The following is a 23,250-nucleotide window of genomic DNA, read 5'->3' as shown; positions in this document are numbered from 1 at the left end:
AGGAGTGGTGCGATGCGCGTAATGGTAATGGTGAAAGCGACAGAGGATAGCGAAGCGAGCGTGATGCCCAGCACCGAAATGCTGGAGGCCATGGGCAAGTTTAACGAGGAACTGGTCAATGCTGGCATCATGCTGGCCGGCGACGGGCTCAAGGCATCGGCTCACGGCAAGCGCGTGGCCTTCGATGGCGCCAGCCGGGCCGTGATCGATGGGCCCTTTGCGGAAACCAAGGAGCTGGTGGCGGGCTATTGGCTGTGGGAAGTGCGCGACATGGACGAGGCGATCGCCTGGGTCAAACGCTGCCCCAATCCGATGCCCGGGCCGAGCGAGATCGAAATCCGCCCGATCATCGAGATGAGCGACTTCGCCGAACAGATGACGCCCGAAGTGGAAGCCCTCCACGCCCGGGTGCGCGAGAAATACGAGGAACGATAGCGGCCCCTTTTTTGGCCCTGCCTTGTGGGCGAGGTGGATGAGGCTTCCACCATGCGGAAAGGATCTCAGAAAGCCTTGTTGAAGCGCTGACGCGAGCGCTCAAGATGGGCGCGCATGGCCGCTTCAGCGGCGGTGGGGTCACGACGCGCCAGAGCATCGATCAGGTGCCGATGCTCGTCGATAGCATCCGCGGTGACCCTCGCGTGGTAAAAGAGGCGGAACAGATGCACGTGGATATGCAGATTGGCCAGTGTCTCCTGAACCAACTCGTTCCGGCTGGCCGCTGCAATCAGGTCGTGGAACTGCGTGTCGAGTTGGGCGAAGCGGCCATAGGCTTCACCTGGGGCGTCGTTGGCGCAGGACAGCATGTCTGCCGCGAGCTTGTTGAGGCTATCAATGGTCGCATCGTCCATGAACTCGGCGGCCCGGGCGGCCGCAAATGGTTCCAGCAGAAGTCTCAACTCGTAAAGCTGCTCAAGGCGATCCGCATCCATCTGGTCGGCGGCGCTGTAGCCAATCAAATGGGTTTTGACGACAAGGCCCTGTGCTTCGAGCCGCGACAACGCCTCGCGGATCGGTGTTTGCGACACGCCAAGTTCGCGAACAAGCCGGTCCACCGAGATTCTCCCGCCCGGAGGAATCAGGCGCGACACCAGCTGGTCGTAGATGACGTTGTAAACTTCTTCGCCAAGCCGGGTCGGGCGTTTGACCAGACCTGTGGCAGCGCGCTCACGACCCATCGTCATTTTATCAGGAATCCATATTGACCTGACTGATGGATACCACCATGCTTCAGCCTGAACAATCAGATATCAGATCGGATTTTATATCTTGCCTGTCTTGTTACCAGAAAAGGTGAGAAATGCGGCCCGCCAAGCGCTTCAGCGCTCGGGCGTGCCAGCAATTCATGCGGAACGGCAGGTTGATCTGTGGCTGGATGCCGATCTGAGGGGAATCAGTTCGCACGGGCTGCTGCGCCTTCCCCGTATCGTTCAGCGCATCGAAGGGGGCCTTGCTGACCCGGTTACCCGTGGCACGCACGTCTGGCGCGGTGACAGCTTTCTTGAAGTTGATGGCGAGAGGGGGCTTGGCCCAGTCGTTGCGCTTGCCGCACTTGAGGCCGTCACCGAGAGGGCCAGGGAAACCGGCGTCGCGATCGCTGCAGTCGCCAACGCGCAGCATATCGGCATGCTGGCCTGGTATGCCGAACACGTCGCTGCGGCGGGGCAGGTGGCCATCGTGCTGTCGACCAGCGAGGCATTGGTCCATCCATGGGGCGGACGGCAGGCGCTTTTAGGCACCAACCCCATAGCGATCGGTGTACCGACCGGCGACGCCGAGCCATTCGTCATGGACACGGCGACCAGCATTGTCTCCATGGGCGAAATTCATGATCGTGCCCATCGGGGGCTTTCCCTGGAACCGGGTTGGGCGCTGGACGAGCTTGGGGAGCCGACCACGAATGCCGAGGCTGCCAAGCTTGGCGCCATTGCCCCATTTGGCCAGGCAAAGGGATATGCACTGGGGCTTGCCTTTGAGCTTCTGGTTTCGACCCTCACCGGCGCAGCTCTGGGGCGTGACGTCCAAGGTACGCTCGACGCCGAGCACCTCTGCAACAAGGGCGATATCTTCATCGTCATCGACCGTGTCCGCGCAGTCGGCATCGCCAACTATCTAGACATTATCCGAAATACCGCCCCAGCCAATGGCTTTGATGCCGTGCTGGTTCCGGGCGAGCGCGGGCTTGCGCAGAAGGCAAAGCGGCTTGTCGAGGGCGTGCCTATTGCAGACCCGGTCTGGGACCAAATCCAGATCCTTTCCGGAGAGTTAGAACATCTACAGGACCATATTTGATGACTAGCCTATTCGGGCTTTCCAGATTTCCTCGCACCCTGCTGTTTGGGCGTGGCCAACGTGGTGCCATTGCCGCCAATGCTGCCGTGCTCGGCAAGCGGGCGCTGGTGGTAACAGACCAGCGCATGGCCGTTTCTGGTGACTGCCGTGAACTTACTGAAAGTCTTGAGGCCGCAGGACTTGCCGTCACGGTGTTTGATGGCACGATCGCTGAGCTTCCCGCCGAGAGCATCACCGCTGGAGTTTCGGCAGGACGGGCTGCCAAGGCCGACGTAATTATTGGGCTCGGCGGTGGCAGCTGCATGGATGCGGCAAAGCTCATCTCCCTGTTGCTGGCGCACGGCGGCCAACTGTCCGACTACTATGGGGAGTTCAAGGTGCCAGGACCGGTCCTTCCGGTCATCGCCGTTCCCACGACGTCCGGTACTGGTTCGGAGGTAACCCCGGTGGCCGTGGTTGCTGACCCTGATCGGGCGGTCAAGGTTGGGATGGCCAGCCCGCACCTGATACCTCAGATAGCTATTTGCGATCCGGACCTGACCGATACATGCCCGCCTGGCCTGACGGCCGTGTCCGGGGCCGACGCATTGACCCATGCCATCGAAGCATACACCACGCTGCGTCGGGCGCCTTCTGCAGGTTTGGCGCAGGAACATGTCTTCGTCGGCAAGAATGCCTTCTCGGACTACTATGCCGTCGAGGCCATTAGGCTCATCGCCGGCAACCTTCAGCGCGCTTACGAAAATGGTGGCGACCGGGACGCGCGTGATGCGCTCATGCTGGGATCGACTTATGCGGGCCTGGCCTTTGGTGTTGCCGGTACGGCTGCAGCGCATGCCGTGCAGTATCCCGTCGGGGCCCTGACCCACACTCCGCATGGCGCGGGTGTTGCGGTGATGATGCCCTATGTAATGCAGTTCAATCGCAGCCATGCAGCGCCGGAACTCGCCGAAATCGCGGCGGCGATGGGCGTCGCAAATAACGGCAAGAACACCGCCGCGAACGCACAGGCGGCAATTGAGGCTGTTGTCCAACTTTTCGACAGCGTCGGCATCCCCCGGACCATCAAAGATCTCGGTCTACCCGAAGGCAGGCTTGCGTGGACCGCTGACGCTGCGCTCGGTGCCTCTCGCCTCGTCAAGAACAACCCGCGCCCGCTGGACGGGAACAGCATGCTTGCTCTGGTTCGCGCCGCCTATTTTGGCGACCGGGCGTCGCTCATTGCCGGATGACTGACATGATCACAAGTAATTCGCCTTTCGCGCATCTCCATTTCGATCCCAAGACGCTCAAGGGGGACCTGTGGATCGATGGGATTTGGAAGCCAGGAAGCGTCGGCAAACGGATCGACGTGATTGATCCGTCCACCGCGCAAGTTATCACAACGGTCGCCGATGCCGGTGTGGATGACGCGATTTCGGCCGTCGACGCCGCGCACGCTGCCGGTCCTGCCTGGGCGGCGACACCGCCGCGCAAACGTGGAGAAATCCTCCGGCGATGCTATGAGCTGATGATGGAGCGCCAGGAAATCCTGGCCCAACTCATCAGCCTCGAAAATGGCAAGTCATTGGGCGACGCTCGTGGCGAAGTGGTATACGCGGCCGAGTTCTTCCGTTGGTTCTCGGAGGAAGCGGTGCGTCTCAATGGTGAGATTTACACGGCGCCGAGTGGGGCCAATCGCATCATCGTGCAGCACCAGCCGATCGGTGTTTCGGTTCTGGTTACGCCCTGGAACTTTCCCGCAGCGATGGCGACGCGGAAAATCGCACCCGCACTCGCCGCGGGGTGTACCTGTGTACTGAAGCCAGCAACCGAGACGCCGCTGACTGCCTGCTATCTCGCGGATGTCTATCGCGAGGCCGGTGTTCCGCCCGGCGTGGTCAACGTCATCACCACCTCACGTTCGGGCACGACGGTCAGCGCCATGCTGCATGACCCGCGCGTGCGGAAGCTGTCTTTCACCGGCTCGACCGAAGTCGGGCGCAAACTCTTGCACGAGGCCGCTGACACGGTCATTTCCTGTTCGATGGAACTCGGCGGGAACGCGCCGTTCATCGTGTTCGACGATGCCGATTTCGACGCAGCGCTTGACGGCGCAATGGTCGCGAAGATGCGCAATGGCGGCGAGGCATGCACCGCCGCCAACCGCTTCTATGTGCAGAAGGGCATTGCGGAGCGTTTTTCAAAGGGCCTCGCAGAGCGCATGAATGCGCTGAGGGTGGGGGTTGGCTATGCCCCCGACACCCAGTGTGGACCGTTGATCAACCAGGACGCAGTCGAGCGCATCAGCGGGCTGATCGAGGAAGCTGTTTCCGACGGCGCAGTCGTGTTGGCCGGTGGCGACGCTGACGATCGTGGCGGCTTTTACCTCAAGCCGACGGTGCTCAGCGGTGTTCCTGCTACGGCGCGGATCACGCGCGAAGAGATCTTTGGTCCCGTCGTCGCGATCAGCACTTTCGAGGCAGAGGACGAGGCGATCGCAGCTGCCAATGACACCGAGTATGGCCTCATTGCCTATGTCTTTACGAGCGATTTCGCCCGCGGCCTGCGAGTTTCCGAGAAGCTTGAAAGCGGCATGGTGGGCTTGAACCGCGGCCTTGTGTCCGATCCTGCAGCGCCCTTTGGAGGCGTCAAGCAGAGCGGCCTCGGCCGGGAGGGCTCACATCACGGCATTATGGAGTTTTGCGAGACCAAGTACATCGCTGCCAACTGGTAGCGATCGGGGAAAGCTGAAGGAGGGACAGCGTTGAAGATTACTAAGGTCGAACCATTTCAGCTGGAATGGGGTGAGGGACGGGGGCGGTCGTCGTTCGTCAGAATTGAAACGGATGAGGGGCTCTTTGGCCTGGGTGAAGCCTCGCCAATGCAGGGCGGACTAGCGTCGCTGACCATCATTGCGGCGGATATGGCCCCGTTTTTGGTTGGGAAAGACCCGCTCGATCACGCCGTTCTGCTCGATACCCTGTTCCACAAATGCATCAAGCTGGGCCCCGAAGGAGCGACCACAGCTGCGCTTGCGGCCATCGATATTGCCTTGTGGGACCTCAAGGGAAAGCTGTTTGGCCAACCCATCTACAAACTGCTCGGTGGCGCATGGCGCGAGAGCCTCACATGTTACGCGTCCGTTGGCGGTAATGCCTGGCGTACCGTCGATCAGGTCGTGGAAGTTGTTCAGCGCCGCGTTGCAAAGGAAAAACCCGCTGCCGTCAAAATACGCTGGGATGGCGACCGCACGAAGCTCGACGTGGATATTCCAGGCGATATCGCCAAGGCCAAGGCAGTCCGCAGGGCATTGGGCGACGACTTCGTTCTCGGCTTCGATGCCAACAATGGCTATTCCGTCGGCGGCGCAATGCGCGTCGGGCGGGCGCTTGAGGACCTTGGCTTTGCCTGGTTCGAAGAACCGGTCCAGCACTACCACGTCTCGGCCATGGGCGAAGTGGCACAGCGTCTCGATATCACCGTTTCCGCCGGCGAGCAGACATACACTCTTCAGGGTCTCAAGGACCTCATCAATGCCGGCGTTCGCATGGTCCAGCCGGATATCGTCAAGATGGGCGGCATTACCGGACTGATGCAGTGCGCCGCTATCGCCTATGCCCACGGCGTCGACTTCGTGCCGCACCAGACCCAGCCATCGATTGGCCACCTGGCCAATCTGCACGTTCTCTCCACCGTCATGCACCTCAACAAGCCTGTGGAACTGGCCGATGGCTGGGAGAGAGCGGGTGCTGTGTTCAAAAACCCATCAGAGCCCAAAGACGGATTGTTCCATCTGCCAACTGGCCCAGGTCTGGGTGCGGAGTTCGATGGGGAGGAACTGCGACGGCGATCGATACCAATAACTGTCTGAGATCAATCAGGGGAGGAGAACCCGATGACACTGACTAGACGAAAATTCCTTGTTGCGGCCAGCGCAGTCGGCGCTGCAGGCAGTCTTGGGCTGTCGGTTGGCCCGGCATTTGCACAGCAGGAAGCGATTTCCATTGCGCTTGCCGCTCGTGCGCCCACCGTTGTGAACCCGCAGCAGACGGGGCTCACGGGCGGCGACAATTGGGCGATTTACCAAGTATTCGAGACACTGGCGAGGAACCCGGACGGCAAGTTTGCCACGCGGCCCGATGAATTCGAACCGGCCCTGGCCGAGAGCTGGGAGATGTCGGCGGACGCCAAGACCTGGACCTACAAGCTGCGGCAGGGTGTGCAGTTCCACAAAGGCTATGGAGAGATGACTGCGGATGATGTGGTCTTCACCTTCGGCAGACAGCTGGACCCGAACCTTGTCACCAATGGCAAGGTGCAGTTCGCCAATGTCGCCTCGGTCGAGGCGGCCGACCCATATACCGTGGTGATCAAGCTCAAGCAGCCTGATCCGCTGCTCAATGGTGCTACCGTTTCGGTTATGGCTGCGAGCATCGTCAGCAAAAAGGCCTTTGAGGAGAAGGGCGAAAGCTTCGGCATCGATCCGGTCGGGACGGGACCGTTTGAGGTAGAGAGTGTCACGGAACAGGGGGGTATCGTCCTCACCGCGTTTCAGGACTACTGGGACGAGCTGGCGGCAAGCCCGCGTGTCAACGTTACCTTCATTGCTGATACCACCGCGCGTACGCTCGCATTTGCGTCAGGCCAGGTCGACATGATCGAGGGGGTGCGGTCCCCCGGCTGGATCCAGACGATGCAGCAGAGGTCGGCAGATACGGCCTTCGACATGACCAAGCCGGGAAGCTTCAACTTCCTGCATCTCAACCTGACTCGCACGCCGCTGGACGATATCCGTGTTCGCCAGGCCATTCGCTATGCGATCGACAACACGGCGCTTGCTTCGGCCTATGGCGAGCAAGCGGCACCAATGGTCGGGATCATCGCTTCGCAGTTCCAGGGTTCCGTGACCAAGGAAGAGCTGCCTGAGGAACTGCGCTACGATTACAATCCTGAAAAGGCGAAGGCCTTGTTGGCCGAGGCCGGGCATCCAAACGGCATCACCATCTCGTGCTATACCAGCCAGCGCGAGGACTATGCCGCCATCATGCTGATGATCCAGGAACAGTTGCGCGCAGCCAATATTACGCTCGACCTCTCCATTATCGACCACAACGCCTTCCACGGAGACAACCGGCAAGACAAGAACAACATGCCGTTGAACTCCTCTAGTTATGGTCCAGCGGTTATCAATGTGTTCCTCCAGCAGGCTTCAGCGCGCGCCGTCGTCAAGGCGGATGGCACGGGGCAGGGCAACTTCAATCACTATGGCGTTGCCATTCCAGGCATTGACGATCTCATCGCCCGGGCCCAGCAGGAGCCGGACTTTGACAAGCAGATTGGGATCGTCAAGGAGATGGAAAAGAAGATCCTGACCGATTTGCCGATGATTGGTATCATCACGCTTGGCTATGTCATTGCGCGCGATCCGCGGGTCGATATCGGCTTTCCTGTGGAGTCCGGCTTCGCATATTGGTCGCTGCGCAAGGCCCGCCGGGTCTGATCAAAGCGGCGCGCCTGTGAAGCGCGCCGCGATTTCTCGTCTAGGCAGGCAATCAATCGATAATGGCTACCTCGTGGTCGAGGATTGCGTCGACGACAAACACCAGGGCATCGCCATCGCGTCGCGCCGGTACGGACTTGCCGGCCACGCGAAGTGACACTTCGGCGGCCTTGCTGCCGACGGAGAGCCGCACTTCTACGGGACCGACGGGCAGCAAGTCGTATTGGCGACCAGGCACTTGCGAAAGCAGGAGGCGATTGTTCAGATGCAGGATGTGACGGCCCTTCTGACGGTACAGTTCTGCGGTGATCACGCCATGTCCGCCGGACAGCCGAACCTTGTCTGTGCCGCCGAGCGCATACCGCACGGCATTGGCAATGATCTGGGCGTGCTCGGCATTTTCGTCTCGTGCGAAGCAGCGATCCAGATCGGCGCCGATCCAGACCATCGATCCGCCAGCACTATCCTTCCGGACGGTGATCGCAGGAATGTTGGTCCGTGGCTGGCGCATCCACGACGTTTCCGGCGGAAAGATCGGAAAGTCCGGCACAAACGTCGCCAGAACGTCGACGTCTTCAGACAGCGTAACGATTGGCAGGTAGCCGCCGAACGGGATCGTGTCCGTTTCCTCGAGCCCCTCAAGGATGGCATGGCGGATGCCTCCCGTGCCGGGTGCGGTGGCGTCCGTTGGCCCGTAAACGCCAGAACGGTTTTCTGGCGACAGGCGCAAATAGGTGTGGCGGGCCCAGGTTTCCATGTCCGGATTGATCGGGCCGGTACCGCCCAGATGGCCTTGACCACGGTGGACACCAAAAAGATCCGCGAGACCGAAATCGGTGCGGGCCTCGCCGTTGTGATCGGCGATCCCGGTTTCGCCAGTGGCGATAACCGAGCCCCCTTTGCCCGCAAAAGCGCGGACGTTTGCGAGCTGTGCATCGCTGAGGGTGCCCACGTTGGGCAAGAGGATCACCTTCACGCGCTCATGGGCGGTCGCGATATCATCGGCGTGCAGCGGCACGTAAGGGATCGCATGGCGGTCGAGGGCCTTGATGGCCCCGCGATAGGGCGCCATGGTTTTTTCGGCCGCTGTCTCGCGTCCAAAAAAGTCGTGATTCTGTTGGGTCCAGACGACTCCAACATCTGGGCGAATCTCCCGGTTGACCAAGATGTCCTGGTTCTCGGCATGCCAACGGAAGACCGGTTCGGCGCTTTGATATTGCCGCCGGTCGTCGTGGTTGGCGCCGATATGGTGCCACCATGGCTGGATACCACCCGCGAAGCCGGCAGTGGCCCAAAGGCGCATTTCCGGCCGGGGCATGGAGGACAGGCGGAAAACCGGCGCACCCAACTGGTATTGGGGCGTGGACTCGGGGATCAACTTGTCCCAACCAGCTATCTCGTGCAGCCGCTTGCCCGCTTCAGTGTTCTGCTCAAAGCCTTCGATCGCGCTGCGACGCTGATGGTCGAGCATAACGATTGGCGCCTGCGAAAGAATGCCCCGAAGGTCGATGAACCGCTGGGAGTTGTAGAGTACCTCACCGCTAATCATGCCCATCCACGCGCAATGCTCGCCGCCCGCTGCACGCGTGACGCGGTTATTGAGGGCCCAGAGCTCGGTGCGCCGTTCGAAGTTCCAGCGGATCCAGGCGCGATAGGGCTGATCGGTCCAGTCGTGATCCTGCGGAAGATCCATCCCGGCATGCACCTTGAATTGTTCCCTGCAATTCTCGCAGTAGCAGATCTTGTTGCGCGGCAATCCGGCCCAGCTATTGTCGGAGAACCCGTCTGGCTGACTACGCGCAATAATCTCTTCCATCACCTTGGGCAGGTATTCCGTGTAGTAGGGCGAGCCTATGCAGGTCACATACTTGTCTGCGAGGCGATAAGGTTCGCCGTTACGGTCGCGGCAGATCCAGTCAGGATGGGCTTCGTAGAAGTCCTGCGCGACGCGATTGGAGTCCATTCGGGCGATGACGGCGAGGCATTCCTCGCGCGCGGCCTTTACAATCTCCCCATAGAGGTCGCGATCGCCAAGCTTTTCGGCGCGATGATGCAGTTCAAATTCGGACGGATAGTACGCGACGATCCCGCCCGCATTGACGATGACGCTCTGCACTTTGGTCTTGCGCCAATGCTCGCGCCAGAACTCCGGATCGTACCGTTCGGGGTCGCATTCGACCAGATTGGTCTGCCCCCAACGCAAGGCAGTCTTATACCAAGGCTCCGAGCCCATTATTGTCCTCCTCAAGTGTTTGGCGTTCGTTTTCCAGAGCTAGCGCATTGCCAATCAAGAGGTAGTCCCGGGCGCCGTACTTTCCGCGATGCGGAAGCAATCCCACGCAAATTGTTGGTCTCTTCCACGATGCGGAAAAGGGCCACCGGCAGGCTTGAGCGAAGCCTTGGTCGCGCTACCGTGGGTCAGCGTGTGGCCCTGCTGGACGGGACAAGCAGGCGAGTCAGACATCTTTTCGGGAGGATAAGATGAGCATTTCAAGGCGCAGTTTTGTGGCAGGCACGGGTGCGGCGGCGGCCGGGCTGGCCTTATACGCCGTGACCAGCGGCAGGGCTTTCGCGCAGGGTGTTGATACACTGCAGGTAGCCTTCGCCGCCCGCGGCTTGCGGACCATGGATCCTGTCAAGTCGATCCAGGGCGTCGATAACTGGGCGATCATTGCCATGTACGACAAGCTGGTGGATCTGCCGCGCTGGCGGTTCCCAGATAGCCAGGATGAGCTGGTGCCGCGTCTCGCAACGAGCTGGTCCAGTTCCGCGGATGCCAAGACCTGGACGCTCGAGCTTCGGCAGGGCGTGCAGTTCCATAAGGGTTATGGCGAGATGACGTCCGCCGACGTCAAATACACGTTCGACCGGGCAACTGACGGGCAGCGTGTCGGTGGCGTGCGCGCAAAATTCACCAACATCGCCAGTGTCGATGCGAACGGTGACTATCGGGTTATTTTCAACCTGGAGCAGCCTGATCCCCTGTTCCTTCTGGGAGTCCTGAGCGACTACGACGCCGCCATTTTAAGCCAGAAGGCCGTCGAGGAAATCGGCGATGAGGCGCTTGGCTCCAACGCAATCGGTACTGGCGTCTATATGCTTGAGACCGTCCATCAGGATCCCTCGCAAGGCATCACCGTGGTTGCCAATCCCGATTACTGGGATACGCCAGCGGCGACCCCCAGAATCCAGTTCCGCTACATTGCTGACACAACAGCCCGCACCCTCGCCATCCTTTCGGGCGACGCGCATATCATCGAGGGCGTTCGCGCGCCGGGTTGGGCGGATTCAATGCGTCAGCGCGATCCGAACCTGATCTTCGACGTCGTCAGTCCGGGTAGCTTCTTTACCATCCAGTTCAACCTGACAAAGGCGCCATTCGACGACATTCGCGTGCGTCAGGCTCTCTTCTACGGCATCGATCGCGACGAAATCACCACCGCTATCGCCCCGATCAGTCAGCGCACCTATGGCCTTAACCCGCCCAGTTTCCCTGGTGGCTTCAACGCCGATACCATTCCGGAGGAAGTGGCCTACAAATACGATCCTGAGAAGGCCAAGGCGCTTCTCGCAGAGGCTGGCTATCCGAACGGTCTGCGCTTCCCCAATGACACGTCGCAGCGCGAAGACTTCTCGGCGATCATGCTGATGATCCAGGACCAGCTCCGCAGGATCAATGTCGACATGCAACTTAACATCAAGGACCATACTGCCTTCCATGCCGACCAGAACATCGGCACCAACACGCTGAGCCAGCAGTCCTCGGCCATGCCGCCGGTTCCGACCCAGGTGATCCTGACCTACCTGACCGCGACAAGCGAGGTGAAGTCTGACGGCAGCGGAAGCTCGAATATGAGCCATTATGGGGTCACGATACCGGGCATCGATGATCTTCTGGATCAGGCACTTGCGGAGCCCGACCTCGATAAGCGCATCGCCATTGTCCAGCAGATCGAAGTGCAGGCCCTCAAGGACGCGGTCATTCTGCCGGTGTCCAACAACGGCTTCATGATGGTTCGTTCGCCCAAGGTCGACCTCGGCTTCGAGGTTCTGTCGGGATACGTGAACTGGCCACTCTCGCAGGCGACGTCCGTCTAGTCAGGTCCTCCCTGGGCCCCGGAGAGACTTGTGTCTCCGGGGCCCATTCCGCCTTCTGATTTTAGGAATTCGTCATGTCGCCGGCGCTGCAGGTCACCATTGTATTTCCAGATGTTCTTCGAGACCCTGCAGGGGCAGTTGAATGGGCAACTGCTGATCTCGTTCGTGCGCTGGAAGAGCGGAACATTGCTGCTGTGATTGCCGATAGGCCATCATCCGGGCTCGTCGTCGAACTAGCCTCAGTGTTGACGCCGGACAGCGCGCCTCAGGTTCAATTGCCCGAAGAACCGGAAGCGATGGCGCTGGTTCGCAATGGGGATCACATAATCGCTTGGGGCAGCGACAGCCGGGGCCTTGTCTATGCGATCACGGAGCTGGCGGACCGCGCCCGGACCACGACGGACGTGGACCCCTTCTGTGGTGCTTTTCCGCTGACCGAGAAGCCATCGTCACGAATCCGGTCCATGTCCCGGCTCTTTTGCTCGGAAGAAGAAGACAAGGTCTGGTTTTATGACAAGCAGCAGTGGCGCGATTACCTCTCCATGCTGGCTTCCAACCGTTTCAACCGGTTCTCGCTCGCACTTGGGTTTGGGTACAATTATCCCTACCACAACCCATGGATAACTGACGTCTACTTCTACTTTCCCTACCCCTATCTGATGGCGGTCGATGGCTACTCGATCGACCTCAAGGAACTAAGCGCGGAGGAGCGCGAGCATAACCTGGAAATGCTCCGCTTTATCGGTCGGGAAGCTGCACGACGAGGGCTCGATTTCCAGCTTGCGCTCTGGACGCAACGATACGATTTCGATGACGTTCCCCGCGCCAATTACACCGTTCGCGGCGTGACGGACGACAATTTCGCCCCCTATTGCCGCGACGCTGTTGCTCGGCTCTTGCGGGAGGTTCCGGAGATCACCGGCCTCACTTTCCGTGTCCATGTCGAAGGTGGCGTAGCCGAAGGCGAATATGGCTTCTGGGAAGAGGTGTTCTCGGGTGTGGCATCAGTCGGCCGACCGGTCGAGATCGACATGCACGGCAAGGGCCTGGACTACACGATGATCGACATCGCCCGGAAAAGCGGCATGCCGGTCGCGGCGTCTCCCAAATATATCGCCGAGCATATGGGGCTGCCTTATCATCAGTCCGCAATCCGCAACAAGGAATACCCGCCCGAGGTGGCGCGCAGCGAGCGCGAACAATTGAGCGAAGGTTCGCGCAAATTCCTTCGCTACTCCTATGGAGACCTTCTCAAGAAAGACAAGGATTTCAAGGTCATCTACCGCATATGGCCAGGTACGCAGCGCGTACTACTCTGGGGCGACCCAGTATTTGCCGCAGGCTACGGGCGCAGCTCAATGTTTGCGGGCTCGGACGGGGTGGAGTGGTGCGAGCCTCAGAGCTTCAAGGGTCGCATGGGCACCGGCGTGCCGGGCCAGCGTTTCAGCTACCAGAAGCAAGGCTGGGCGACGAAGCAGGACTGGCGCAAATATGACTATCAATATCGCGTCTGGGGCCGGTTGATCTATAATCCAGAGGCGCCGCGTCAGAGCTGGATGCGCTGGCTCGAAAAGGAATGCGGCGACGTTGCCCAGGCCTGCGCGGACGGTCTCTCGCTAGGCAGCCGTGTTCTACCGCTGGTCACCCTGGTTCACGGCCCGTCCGTCTCGAACAATCACTATTGGCCCGAGGTATATACAAATCTCGGCCTGATCGAAGGGTCTGGGCGGCGCGCCTATGGCTTCGACATGGAAGGGCCCACCCGCTTTGGAAACGCCCCAACGTTTGACCCGCAACTCTTCGCAACGGCGCGCGAATATGCCGAGTTGCTGCTCGCGGGCAAGCAATCCCACCGCTACACGCCGCTCGATGTCGCGGACTGGCTCGATGAGATGGCCCTGGGCTGCGAGAAGGCCGTGATTGCTGCGCGCGGTGCGAGCGATGCTGGACGGCCGGAAGCACAGCGCATTATGGTCGATGTTGAAATTCTCTCCGGGCTTGCGCGGCATTTTGCCGAGAAGTTCAGGGCCGCCTGCTGGGCAGAGCTTTTTATCGCCAGCAAGGCGACCGTGCTGATCGAGCCGATGCTCGACCATGCGCGTCGGTCGGTGGATGCCTGGCGAAGGATCGCAGCCGTGTCGCGGGACCTCTACCCCGACGACATGACCTATGGTCCCCAGTCCTGGCTACGCGGTTCCTGGCATACGCGCCTGCCGGAGATCGAAGCAGAGCTGCTCGATCTAGAGGCGCTGCGTAATTACGGCGGAACGGAATCTGTGCCGGCGGACGCGGCTACCATGGTGGCAATTGGACTCCTCCAGTCCCGCAAGCCGACACGCGCTGACCATTCGGGTGTGACGGCTGCAGATCGCTTTGTGGGTGGTGAGCCCTTCAAGGTGTCGTTTGCCGGACGGAGCGATGGCGCCCCTGTTCTCCACTACCGCCACGTCAACCAGGCAGAGAGGTGGAGGTCCATGGAAATGCTCACGGCGGGTAACAGCTATTCGGCCGGAATTCCGGCCGACTACACCCAGTCCGACTATCACTTGCAGTTTTTCCTGAGTTTTACGCGCGACGGGGGATCGCAGATCACGCCCGGTCTTGAACAGGATCTGGCGAACGAACCTTACTTTACGGCACTGCAAAACTGATCGGAACGCCGGTTAGGGCGTGGGAGGAGATATGGCTCGATACCTCTTGTTGCGGCTGGCAGATGCCATTCCAACGGTATTTCTTGTGTTGGCCCTGGTGTTTATCGCCATGCGTATTCTGCCGGGTGATCCAGCAGTTGCGGCTTTGGGCGACATGGCGACGCCTGAGCAACTGGCGTTGTTCCGCGAGCGCATGGGGCTCAATGAACCGCTGTGGATGCAGTTCATCAACTTCGTGAAGGGCGTGCTGACGCTCGATCTCGGTAATTCGATGATGAGCAATCAGAACGTGGTTGGCCTGATCCTCTACAACCTGCCGTACACGATCGAGTTGACTGTTGTTGCGATGCTGATGGGCCTTATCCTGGGCGTGCCGCTTGGCGTCTTGTCCGCCACCAATCGCAACAAGCTACCTGACAGCGCCGTGCGCGGCTTCTCGCTCATCGGTTACGCCATCCCCGATTTTTATCTCGGCGCGCTGCTGCTGATCACGTTTTCGCTCAATCTTGGCTGGTTTCCGATCAATGGGGGCGGCGAGGGCTTTGCGGGTCGCATGTACCACGTCTTTCTACCGGCGCTGACCCTTGCCTTCGTCAAGGCTGCCTTCATAGGTCGACTGACACGCACCTCGCTGCTGGAAGTGTTGAGCAAGGACTATGTGCGCACTGCTCGTGCGAAGGGAGCCAAGGAAAGCCGCGTGATTTATCGTCACGGTCTGCGCAATGCCCTCCTGCCGCTGACGACGGGACTTGGTCTGAGTACCTTGGCGACATTGTCCGGCTCGGTGGCCATCGAAATGGTGTTCAACCGTCCGGGCATTGGCAAGTTGCTGATCAATGCCATTGCCGAACGCGACTATGCTGTCATCCAGGGTGGCGTGGTGGTGTTCGCTATGTTCGTGGTCATCATCAACCTGCTGATGGACCTGCTTTACATCATCGTCGATCCTCGAATTCGGATGCAGTGATGACCACAATTTCTGAAGTTCCCGTAGAAAATCTCGCGCCAGAGCAAAGCCGTCTTCACGTTCTGCGCGGCATCATCCTGGGCCGTCCTGGTACTATCGTCGCCGTCGTCATAATTGCGTTGCTGTGCCTTCTGGCCATCTTCGCACCGATCATCGCGCCCTACGATCCGCTCACCCAATCCATGCTCAAGATTAACCGTGGGCCGACTTGGGAGAATTGGCTGGGTACTGACCAGTTTGGTCGCGACGTGCTGTCTCGAATGATTTACGGCTCCCGCAACTCGCTTATTTTCGGGCTGACGGCGCCTTTCTGCGCTGCCATCCTCGGCACGACACTGGGCGTGATTGCTGGATATTTCGGCGGCATCGTCGATCGGCTCATTTCCCGTGTCGTTGATCTTCTCCTCGCTTTCCCCGAACTGCTGCTCGCCATCATGATCGCGGCAGTGCTGGGCGGCGGCTTCTGGAATGTCATCGTCGTCATCACCATCGCCTTTGTGCCTGGTTTTGCACGTGTGGCGCGTGCACAGACGCTGGCCGTCAAGCAGGAGCCCTACGTCGAGGCGGCCATATCCTTGGGTGTTCGAACACCTGCCATCATCTTCCGTCACGTCTTGCCCAACATCATGGCTCCGATCGTTGTGCTGATGATGCTCTGGGTGGCCTCCGCCATCCGTCTCGAAGCTTCCTTGAGCTTTTTGGGGATCGGCACACAGGCGCCCAATCCGAGTTGGGGAAACATCATTCGCGATGGCCTGAACAACATCTTCGGTTCTTCGTGGCCGATTATCGGTGCCGGCGCCGCTATCACGCTCGTAGTGCTTTCCTTCAACCTCGTTGGCGATGCGGTGCGCGATGCGCTCGATCCGTCGACGTCCGAATAGGGGAGGCGAGAATGAACCAGCCCATGACCAATTCAGCTCCTTCCGCGCAAACCGCCGTACCGGTGCTCAGCGTCCAGAATCTCAAGACCGCCTTCCGGGCGGGACAGGGTTGGACGCAGATCGTCAAAGGCATTTCGTTCGATATCGGAGCACAGGAAACGCTCTGCGTTGTCGGCGAGTCTGGGTCCGGCAAAAGCGTAACGGCGCTCTCGATCATGCGCCTCTTGGCGCCGGAGTTCAGCCGCATCGAAGGCTCGGTAAAGCTCTGTGGCCGCGAACTACTGACCCTGCGCGAAGCCGAAATACGCACCGTCCGCGGGCGGCAAATGGGCATGATCTTCCAGGAGGCGCTCACCAGCCTCAATCCCCTTGCCACTGTCGGCAGCCAGATCGCGGAGACATTGGCCATACACGGCCTCGCCTCCGGCGCGGAGGCTGAAGCGGAGGCTGTCCGACTCCTGGAACGCGTCCGCATCCCGGCGGCGAGCAGCCGTGCCAAGGAGCTACCGCATAACCTGTCGGGCGGTATGCGCCAGCGCGTCATGATTGCCATGGCTCTGGCTTGCAAACCGCAACTGCTTATAGCCGACGAACCAACGACCGCCCTCGACGTCACTATCCAGGCCCAAATCCTGCAGCTTATCAAGGAGCTGCAGCGGGAGGAGGGCATGGGTGTATTGTTCATCACTCACGACATGGGCGTGGTGGCAGAAATCGCCGACAGAACCGTGGTTATGTTCGGCGGCGAGGTACTGGAGCAGGCTCCGACCGAGAAAATCTTCGACGGTGCGAAGCATGCTTATACCAAAACCCTCATTGCCGCCGTGCCGCGGCTCGGGTCAATGGAGGGCATCGGCCAGCCGCAGCATTTCCCGGTCATCGATCGCAAAACCGGGGTGCTGCGCATCCCAGAGGATCGTCCCAATACGGTAAATCAGGCGGGAGCTCCCGTCCTTTCGGTTAGAAATCTCGTCAAACGCTTTGATCTGTCGAGCGGCTTTTTCGGTGGCGTTCACGGACGCGTCCATGCCGTTGAAGACGTCTCCTTCGAGCTTCATGCGGGGGAGACGCTGTCGCTTGTTGGGGAGAGCGGTTGCGGTAAGTCCACCACCGGTCGTGCCATCATGCGTCTGATCGAGCCGCAGTCGGGGCAGGTGGTGCTCAATGGCACCGACATTATCGGGCTCGACAAGCATCGTATGCGCGACATGCGACGCAACATACAGATGATCTTTCAGGATCCGTTCGCCAGCCTCAATCCGCGCATTCGGGTCGGAGAAGCCATTGCCGAACCCTACCTCACCCATAAGCTCGGGACACGCGAACAGGCGCGGGCTAAGGTTGCCGACCTGCTGAGCCGGGTGGGACTCGATCCTGCCGTTGCTACACGGTATCCGCAGCAGTTCTCTGGCGGGCAGCGGCAGCGAATCTGTATTGCGCGGGCGCTCGCGCTGGAGCCGACGGTCATCGTGGCCGACGAGTCCGTGTCGGGCCTCGACGTCTCGATCAAAGCCCAGGTGGTCAACCTGCTTCTCGACCTGCAACAGACACTCGGACTCTCCTATCTGTTCATCTCACACGACATGGCGGTCGTCGAACGCATGAGCCATCGCGTGGCGGTGATGTATTTGGGCGAAATCGTCGAAATGGGACCGGCCGGCGCGGTTTTTGCCAATCCGCAGCACCCCTACACCAAGCGGCTTATCGCTGCCGTGCCGATCCCCGATCCCGCCCGCCGCAAGCAGAACCGCAAAATCGCCAATGACGAGATCAAGAGCCCAATCCGGCCTGCATCCTACCAACCACCTAAGCGGACTTACCGGGCCGTGACTCCGGGTCATGTGGTGCAGGAATGGGAAGGCGAATGGAAAATGTGACCGCTCGTTGGGGGGGGGCTTTAGTCGCCCCGACGGCCATCTTCATCTGGGCTGAGTGCTGGCGCGGTCGATGATTTCAAAACCAAGATCAACGATCCGCTCCCCGATAGGAGCTCCAGCTAGTTGCTGGCAGACAGACTGCATGGCTTCATAGCCGCAGCGCCAGCGGTGAATTCGGATGCTGCTCAGGGCAGGGGAGGCGGCTGCCATGAAGTCAAAGTCGTTGAACCCAGCTATGCCCATACGCCCTTGCACGCTGATGCCTCTCTCCTGACAGGCGAAGAGTGCGCCCAGTGCTAGGACGTCATTGTTGCAAAAGACGGCGTCGACGTCAGGCCGCTCATCGAGCATCGCGAGCATCAAGTGCTTGCCCATCATAGTCGATGAGAACTCCTGCTGCCTGTCGTGCCCGGACCGGGAGAGTTCGGATTCATCATTGCCCGCCTGGCGCAGCAGTCCGTCATCGTAGCGGCCGGCTTCTTGCATCGCCTGTCGATAGCCCTCGAAACGATGCTGGGAGCGCGCGTTCATCCAGCCAGCAAAGAAAGCAATGCGTTGGTATCCCGCTGCTAGCATGTGCCGCGTCATGGCAAGGCCGGCATCGCGGTGCGAAAAGCCAATGATTTTCTGGATCGGGTTGTCGGTCAAATCCATGATCTGGACCACCGGGCACCCTGCCTCTTCGAGCATGCGGCGGGTCGTTGGGGTCTGCTCGGTGCCTGATACGATGACAGCGGCCGGCTGGTGCCTGATAATCCGGGTCACCAATTGCTCTTCGATCGCCGGATCGTAGCGGGTATTGCCCAACTCAATTCGCAAAGTGGCATCAGACAGGCCATCGTAGATGCCTCGGACAACGTCGGAAAAGATGTTCTGGGTCAGCGAAGGCACCAGCACTGCAACAACGTCGGAGCGACGCGAGGCCAGCGCACGAGCATTGAGGTTGGGTATGTAATTGAGCTGTCGAACTGCCTTGTCGATGCTCTCGCGAAGTGCGGACGATACTTTCGCTGGATCGCGAAGGGCCCGGGACACCGTAATGGCGCCAACCCCGGCGAGTGCGGCGACATCGGCAATAGTGGGACGGGATGCGGATCTTTTCTTGGCCATCGCTGCAGATACTTGTTGTTTTGGAAGGATAGCAGAGCTCCAAAGCGTTTGACATCCTCAATGACAGCGCTACCATCCCCTTTGATCGGTGTCGACAAGAGGAGTGAGGCCGATCAGAAGGGAACGTGAGGATGGAGAAGGATCTCAACGGCCGTGTGCAGTCGGTCGATAGGGCCATGAAGCTTTTGGAGGTGCTCGGAGATGAGGCTCGAGGGCAGAGACTGACTGATCTAGCCCGGAAAACCGGACTGTCGCTGACCACTGTGCACCGGCTTCTCACCACGCTCGAGCAGAGGCATTTTGTGCAGTTCTCGCAAGCCGACAGCCTATGGCACATCGGCATCGGCGCCTTCACCATCGGTACCTCGTTCTCCAGCGATCACAATTTCGCCGCTGCCGCTCTGCCCATTCTGCGGCACCTGCGAGACCAGACCCGCGAGACGGCAAACATCGGAATTGTCGATAACGATGAAATGGTGCTGCTCGAACAAATCCAGAGCCGCGAGATCACTCGCTCCATTGCAACGGTCGGCGGGAGAACGCCAATGACCGCGTCTGGAATGGGTAAAGCCGTACTCGCCTGCTACTCCCCCGAGGACATTCGCGGCGTTGTCCGACGGCGTGGCATGCGCCCCAACACGCCCTCTACAATAACCAATTTTTTAGTTTTAGAAGACGAGCTGACCCGCTTCCACGCGGACGGCTACTCGGTGGACAACGAGGAATTCCGCGTCGGTCTGCGGTGCGTGGCAGCCCCGGTGTTCGACAGGCGCTTCGAAGTGGTGTGCGCGATTTCAGTATCCGGAACGCCGGACCGTATCCCAGATGATCGCGTGCGCGGCCTCGGCGCGCTCGTTGCGAAGGCCGCCGCCGACCTCTCGCGGAGAATGGGATACACTAGGCAAGCCGCCATCGCCTGAAGCGAGCCGACGGCGTCGATCCGGGGTGACAGGGGCCAGGTGGACGCTGGTCCTCCTAGCCCCTGCTCAGCAGATCCGCATCTGCAGGCGCATGACGATTTCGTTGCCGAGGCGCTGGAAGCCATATTCGCGCATGGTGCAGGTCCAGCTGTCGCCGGCGCGCTCGATGCGGAACAGGTTGTAGCGCGCCGGGTCGTCCAGCGTGCCGCCTTGTGCGGCGCTGGCGGCGGCGACGCCGACCACCGGCACTTCCTTGCCCTTGCCCGGAATCGAGTGGATCGAGGAGCGGTGGGTGTGCCCGTGCAGGATCAGCTCGGCGCCGTTTTCGGCAATCACCTGGCGGAACAGCTTGTGCCCCTTCAGGCCAAATGAAGGGTGCTGCAGTTCCGGATTGGGCGGATGGTGGATCATCACGGTCCGGAAATAGCCGGCCTCGCCCATCACCCGCAAAATGCGCGCCAGTCGATCGGCCTGGGCTTCGTCAAACTTGCCGATGGCAAGGAAGGGGCGGGTCGGCACGGCGCTCGAGCAGGAAATGATGGCGAGATCGCCGACGCGTCGCACAAAAGGGAAATGCGCATCGTCGAGCGTTTCCCCCTGCATGTACTCGCCCCACAGGTTCTGGGCGGACTCCAGTGCGCCGGGCACATAGGCGTCATGATTACCGGGGCAGACGGCGATCTTGTCTGAGCGGCCGAGGGCCTGCAGCCAGTCGCCAGCGCGCTCGACCTCATGGAGCAGAGCCAAGTTCACCAGATCGCCGGTAACGGCCGTGAAGTCGGCATTCTGGGCCTTCAGATGCGCCACAAGGCTCGACAGCGTTTCGCTGTTGAGCTCGTCATGGCGGCGCAGCTTCCAGTTCAGATAGCCGGTAAGGCGTTTTCCGATTAGGTCACGCCAGCCTACTTCGGGCATGGGGGACAGGTGGATGTCGGAGATGTGGGCTAAGGTGATCATTGAGGGCGTAATGCCAGAAGGGGAGGGGCAAGAAAACGGTCAATCGACCTCGACGTCAATTTAGTCGTCATCAAACCTCTGCTATCGGTGGGCTCACAAGGAGTGCTTTCGATGCAGATGAACGGCTTTCAGCGGTTTCGCGCCAAGGTTTTTCTGACCCTCAAGGGGCTGTGGCACCGCATGACGCTGGGCTCCCGGGTGATGGTGGTGGATGGCGACAAGGTCCTGCTGATCCGCCACACCTATGTCCCAGGCTGGCAGTTCCCCGGTGGAGGCGTCAGCCCCGGCGAAACCATGGAGCTGGCCGGGGCCCGCGAAACGCTGGAAGAAACCGGCTATCGCGTGGTTGGCCCGATGCAGCTTTTCGGCATCTATCACAATTCGAGCCCGGTGACAGATCGCGACCATGTTGCGTTCTATGTCGCCACGGCATTCGAGAAGGTGTTCGAGCGCAAGGCGGACCACGAGATTGCCGAAGTCGGCTGGTTCGACCGCCACGCATTGCCCGACAAGGTTACCCCCGCCACGTCGCAGCGCATTGACGAATACTTCGACAATGCGCCGAAGCGCGACGTTTGGGGGTATTGAGCCACGCCTCGTGGTTCGAGGCGCCGAAGAAGCGCACCTCACCATGAGGCTACTGAGATACTGGGCGAAGAGTAGCCCTCATGGTGAGGTGCGAGCTCTTCGCGAGCCTCGAACCACGAGGGCGTGTCACGGTCACTACCGCGTCAAAAACGGAAGTTCCGGGCCGACTGGGATAATGCGGGTCGGGTTGATGGTGATGTGGCTCCAGTAATAGTGCGTGCGGATGTGGTCGAGATTGACCGTTTCCTTGATGCCGGGCACATCGTAGAGCGCCTTGAGATAGCGCGACAGGTTCGGATAGTCGGCAATGCGCTTCAGGTTGCATTTGAAGTGGCCGACATAGACCGCGTCGAAGCGCACCAGCGTGGTGAACAGCCGCCAATCTGCCTCGGTGATGGTGTCACCGGTCAGATAGGTGTTCCTGGTCAGCAGGTCCTCGGTCCAGTCGAGAGCTTCGAACAGCTTGGTGACTGCGCCGTCATAGGCCTCCTGGGTAGTGGCAAAGCCGGCCTTGTACACCCCATTGTTGATGTCGTCATAAACGCGTGCATTGATCGCATCGATCTCGCCGCGCAGGGCTTCCGGGTAGTAATCATCGGTGTTGCCGGTCAACGCGTTGAATTCTGAGTTGAACATGCGGATGATTTCCGAGCTCTCGTTCGAAACGATCGTGCCCGTCTTCTTGTCCCACAGAACCGGCACCGTCACGCGACCGGAATAGTCGGGCTGCGCTTCAGTATAGACCTGCCACAGCAGGTCCTTGCCCAGCAGCGTGTCGCCGGTGGAATCTTCCTCGGTGCGGAAGGTCCAGCCGGTTTCGTCAGCCATCCTGGATGCCACCACCGATACCGTGATCAGGTCTTCGAGGCCCTTGAGCTTGCGGAAGATCAGAGTGCGGTGTGCCCAGGGGCAGGCCAGCGATACATATAGATGGTAGCGACCGGCTTCGGCCTTGAAGCCGCCCAAGCCGGTGGGGCCCGGGCTACCGTCGGCGGTAACCCAGTTGCGGAAGCCTGCCTGGCTCCGCTCGAACTTACCGCCAGTCTTCTTGGTGTCGTACCACTGAGTGGACCACTTTCCGTCGATCAATTGTCCCAAGATCGAACCCTTTCCGTCATGTTGTCGACGTCTTGAGCGGGTCTGATCCGCGGCGTCGGTTTGCTTGCCTGCTAGATAGGCCGTACCCGCGACAGTGATAAGGCGACTCCTACGCAACGGAGCGTCGTGTATTTTGAACACAGACGGCACACGCTCTTGAAGTTCGGAGGTGGCGACATGACTTTTCGTTTTACGCGAGGCCCTGGTGGTGCTAAGCGGATTTCAGGCGTGGAGGCGCCCAGGATGGTGAAGGTTTTGCTGGCAACCCGACGACCGTAAGCGGTCTTTTGAATCGGTGCTCTTTGGTGAGCGCCGGGTTTGTCCTACGC

The 23,250-nt window shown here is 60.2% G+C and carries 18 protein-coding genes; 13 read left to right on the top strand and 5 right to left on the bottom strand.

The window, feature by feature from the left end; genetic code table 11:
• The first annotated feature begins 12 nt into the window (after positions 1–12).
• Positions 13–435, top strand: a complete 423-nt coding sequence (locus ACZ5WT_RS01725) for a YciI family protein (RefSeq protein ID WP_464285664.1) — start codon at positions 13–15, stop codon at positions 433–435.
• A 65-nt stretch (positions 436–500) separates the two neighbouring features.
• Here ACZ5WT_RS01725 and ACZ5WT_RS01720 read toward each other — a convergent pair whose 3' ends face one another.
• Positions 501–1,181, bottom strand: a complete 681-nt coding sequence (locus ACZ5WT_RS01720; RefSeq protein ID WP_464285663.1) for a GntR family transcriptional regulator — start codon at positions 1,179–1,181, stop codon at positions 501–503.
• Between the two features lie 148 nt (positions 1,182–1,329).
• Between ACZ5WT_RS01720 and ACZ5WT_RS01715 the strand changes: the two genes are divergently transcribed.
• From ACZ5WT_RS01715 to ACZ5WT_RS01695, 5 genes are read left to right on the top strand one after another with little or no spacing between them, the layout of a single operon-like run.
• Positions 1,330–2,289 (top strand): Ldh family oxidoreductase, encoded by a 960-nt coding sequence (locus ACZ5WT_RS01715; protein WP_464285662.1) that lies wholly within the window; start codon positions 1,330–1,332, stop codon positions 2,287–2,289.
• Positions 2,289–3,521, top strand: a complete 1,233-nt coding sequence (locus tag ACZ5WT_RS01710; RefSeq protein WP_464285661.1) for an iron-containing alcohol dehydrogenase — start codon at positions 2,289–2,291, stop codon at positions 3,519–3,521. Before ACZ5WT_RS01715 ends, ACZ5WT_RS01710 begins: the two co-directional genes overlap by 1 nt.
• Before the next feature lie 5 nt (positions 3,522–3,526).
• The gene (locus ACZ5WT_RS01705) at positions 3,527–5,005 is read left to right on the top strand and encodes an NAD-dependent succinate-semialdehyde dehydrogenase (protein WP_464285660.1); all 1,479 of its coding nucleotides are present in this window, start codon (positions 3,527–3,529) and stop codon (positions 5,003–5,005) included.
• Between the two features lie 30 nt (positions 5,006–5,035).
• The gene (locus ACZ5WT_RS01700; protein ID WP_464285659.1) at positions 5,036–6,142 is read left to right on the top strand and encodes a mandelate racemase/muconate lactonizing enzyme family protein; all 1,107 of its coding nucleotides are present in this window, start codon (positions 5,036–5,038) and stop codon (positions 6,140–6,142) included.
• 24 nt (positions 6,143–6,166) lie between these two features.
• Complete coding sequence (locus ACZ5WT_RS01695; protein ID WP_464285658.1) at positions 6,167–7,771, top strand: ABC transporter substrate-binding protein; 1,605 nt, start codon at positions 6,167–6,169, stop codon at positions 7,769–7,771.
• A gap of 52 nt (positions 7,772–7,823) precedes the next feature.
• On the opposite strand, the gene ACZ5WT_RS01690 is transcribed toward ACZ5WT_RS01695, so the two are convergent.
• Entirely contained in the window at positions 7,824–10,004 is a 2,181-nt protein-coding gene (locus tag ACZ5WT_RS01690) for an alpha-amylase family protein (RefSeq protein WP_464285657.1), read from the bottom strand.
• Between the two features lie 248 nt (positions 10,005–10,252).
• Here ACZ5WT_RS01690 and ACZ5WT_RS01685 point away from each other — a divergent pair, with 248 nt between their 5' ends.
• From ACZ5WT_RS01685 to ACZ5WT_RS01665, 5 genes are all read left to right on the top strand, one after another.
• On the top strand, positions 10,253–11,869 hold the full coding sequence (locus ACZ5WT_RS01685; protein WP_464285656.1) for an ABC transporter substrate-binding protein: 1,617 nt from the start codon (positions 10,253–10,255) through the stop codon (positions 11,867–11,869).
• A 74-nt stretch (positions 11,870–11,943) separates the two neighbouring features.
• A complete protein-coding gene (locus ACZ5WT_RS01680) occupies positions 11,944–14,520 on the top strand; it encodes a hypothetical protein (protein WP_464285655.1) in 2,577 nt (858 codons plus the stop codon).
• A gap of 31 nt (positions 14,521–14,551) precedes the next feature.
• Positions 14,552–15,487: an ABC transporter permease gene (locus ACZ5WT_RS01675; RefSeq protein WP_464285654.1), complete on the top strand. Its 936-nt coding sequence runs from the start codon at positions 14,552–14,554 to the stop codon at positions 15,485–15,487.
• Positions 15,487–16,371 (top strand): ABC transporter permease, encoded by an 885-nt coding sequence (locus tag ACZ5WT_RS01670; protein ID WP_464285653.1) that lies wholly within the window; start codon positions 15,487–15,489, stop codon positions 16,369–16,371. The genes ACZ5WT_RS01675 and ACZ5WT_RS01670 overlap by 1 nt, the downstream gene beginning before the upstream one ends.
• Positions 16,372–16,382: 11 nt before the next feature.
• Complete coding sequence (locus ACZ5WT_RS01665; protein ID WP_464285652.1) at positions 16,383–18,248, top strand: ABC transporter ATP-binding protein; 1,866 nt, start codon at positions 16,383–16,385, stop codon at positions 18,246–18,248.
• A 42-nt stretch (positions 18,249–18,290) separates the two neighbouring features.
• Here the strand turns inward: ACZ5WT_RS01665 and ACZ5WT_RS01660 are convergent, their stop codons facing one another.
• Positions 18,291–19,358 (bottom strand): LacI family DNA-binding transcriptional regulator, encoded by a 1,068-nt coding sequence (locus ACZ5WT_RS01660; protein WP_464285651.1) that lies wholly within the window; start codon positions 19,356–19,358, stop codon positions 18,291–18,293.
• Between the two features lie 131 nt (positions 19,359–19,489).
• Here ACZ5WT_RS01660 and ACZ5WT_RS01655 point away from each other — a divergent pair, with 131 nt between their 5' ends.
• Positions 19,490–20,278 (top strand): IclR family transcriptional regulator, encoded by a 789-nt coding sequence (locus ACZ5WT_RS01655; RefSeq protein ID WP_464285650.1) that lies wholly within the window; start codon positions 19,490–19,492, stop codon positions 20,276–20,278.
• A gap of 66 nt (positions 20,279–20,344) precedes the next feature.
• On the opposite strand, the gene ACZ5WT_RS01650 is transcribed toward ACZ5WT_RS01655, so the two are convergent.
• On the bottom strand, positions 20,345–21,235 hold the full coding sequence (locus ACZ5WT_RS01650; RefSeq protein ID WP_464285649.1) for a metallophosphoesterase family protein: 891 nt from the start codon (positions 21,233–21,235) through the stop codon (positions 20,345–20,347).
• A gap of 111 nt (positions 21,236–21,346) precedes the next feature.
• Here ACZ5WT_RS01650 and ACZ5WT_RS01645 point away from each other — a divergent pair, with 111 nt between their 5' ends.
• Entirely contained in the window at positions 21,347–21,823 is a 477-nt protein-coding gene (locus ACZ5WT_RS01645; RefSeq protein WP_464285648.1) for an NUDIX domain-containing protein, read from the top strand.
• Positions 21,824–21,958: 135 nt separating this feature from the next.
• Here ACZ5WT_RS01645 and ACZ5WT_RS01640 read toward each other — a convergent pair whose 3' ends face one another.
• The gene (locus ACZ5WT_RS01640) at positions 21,959–22,921 is read right to left on the bottom strand and encodes a glutathione S-transferase family protein (protein WP_464285647.1); all 963 of its coding nucleotides are present in this window, start codon (positions 22,919–22,921) and stop codon (positions 21,959–21,961) included.
• Positions 22,922–23,250 lie beyond the last annotated feature (329 nt).

The organism is Devosia sp. T2-14, assembly GCF_055397495.1.
This window is presented reverse-complemented; position numbering and strand designations above follow the sequence as displayed.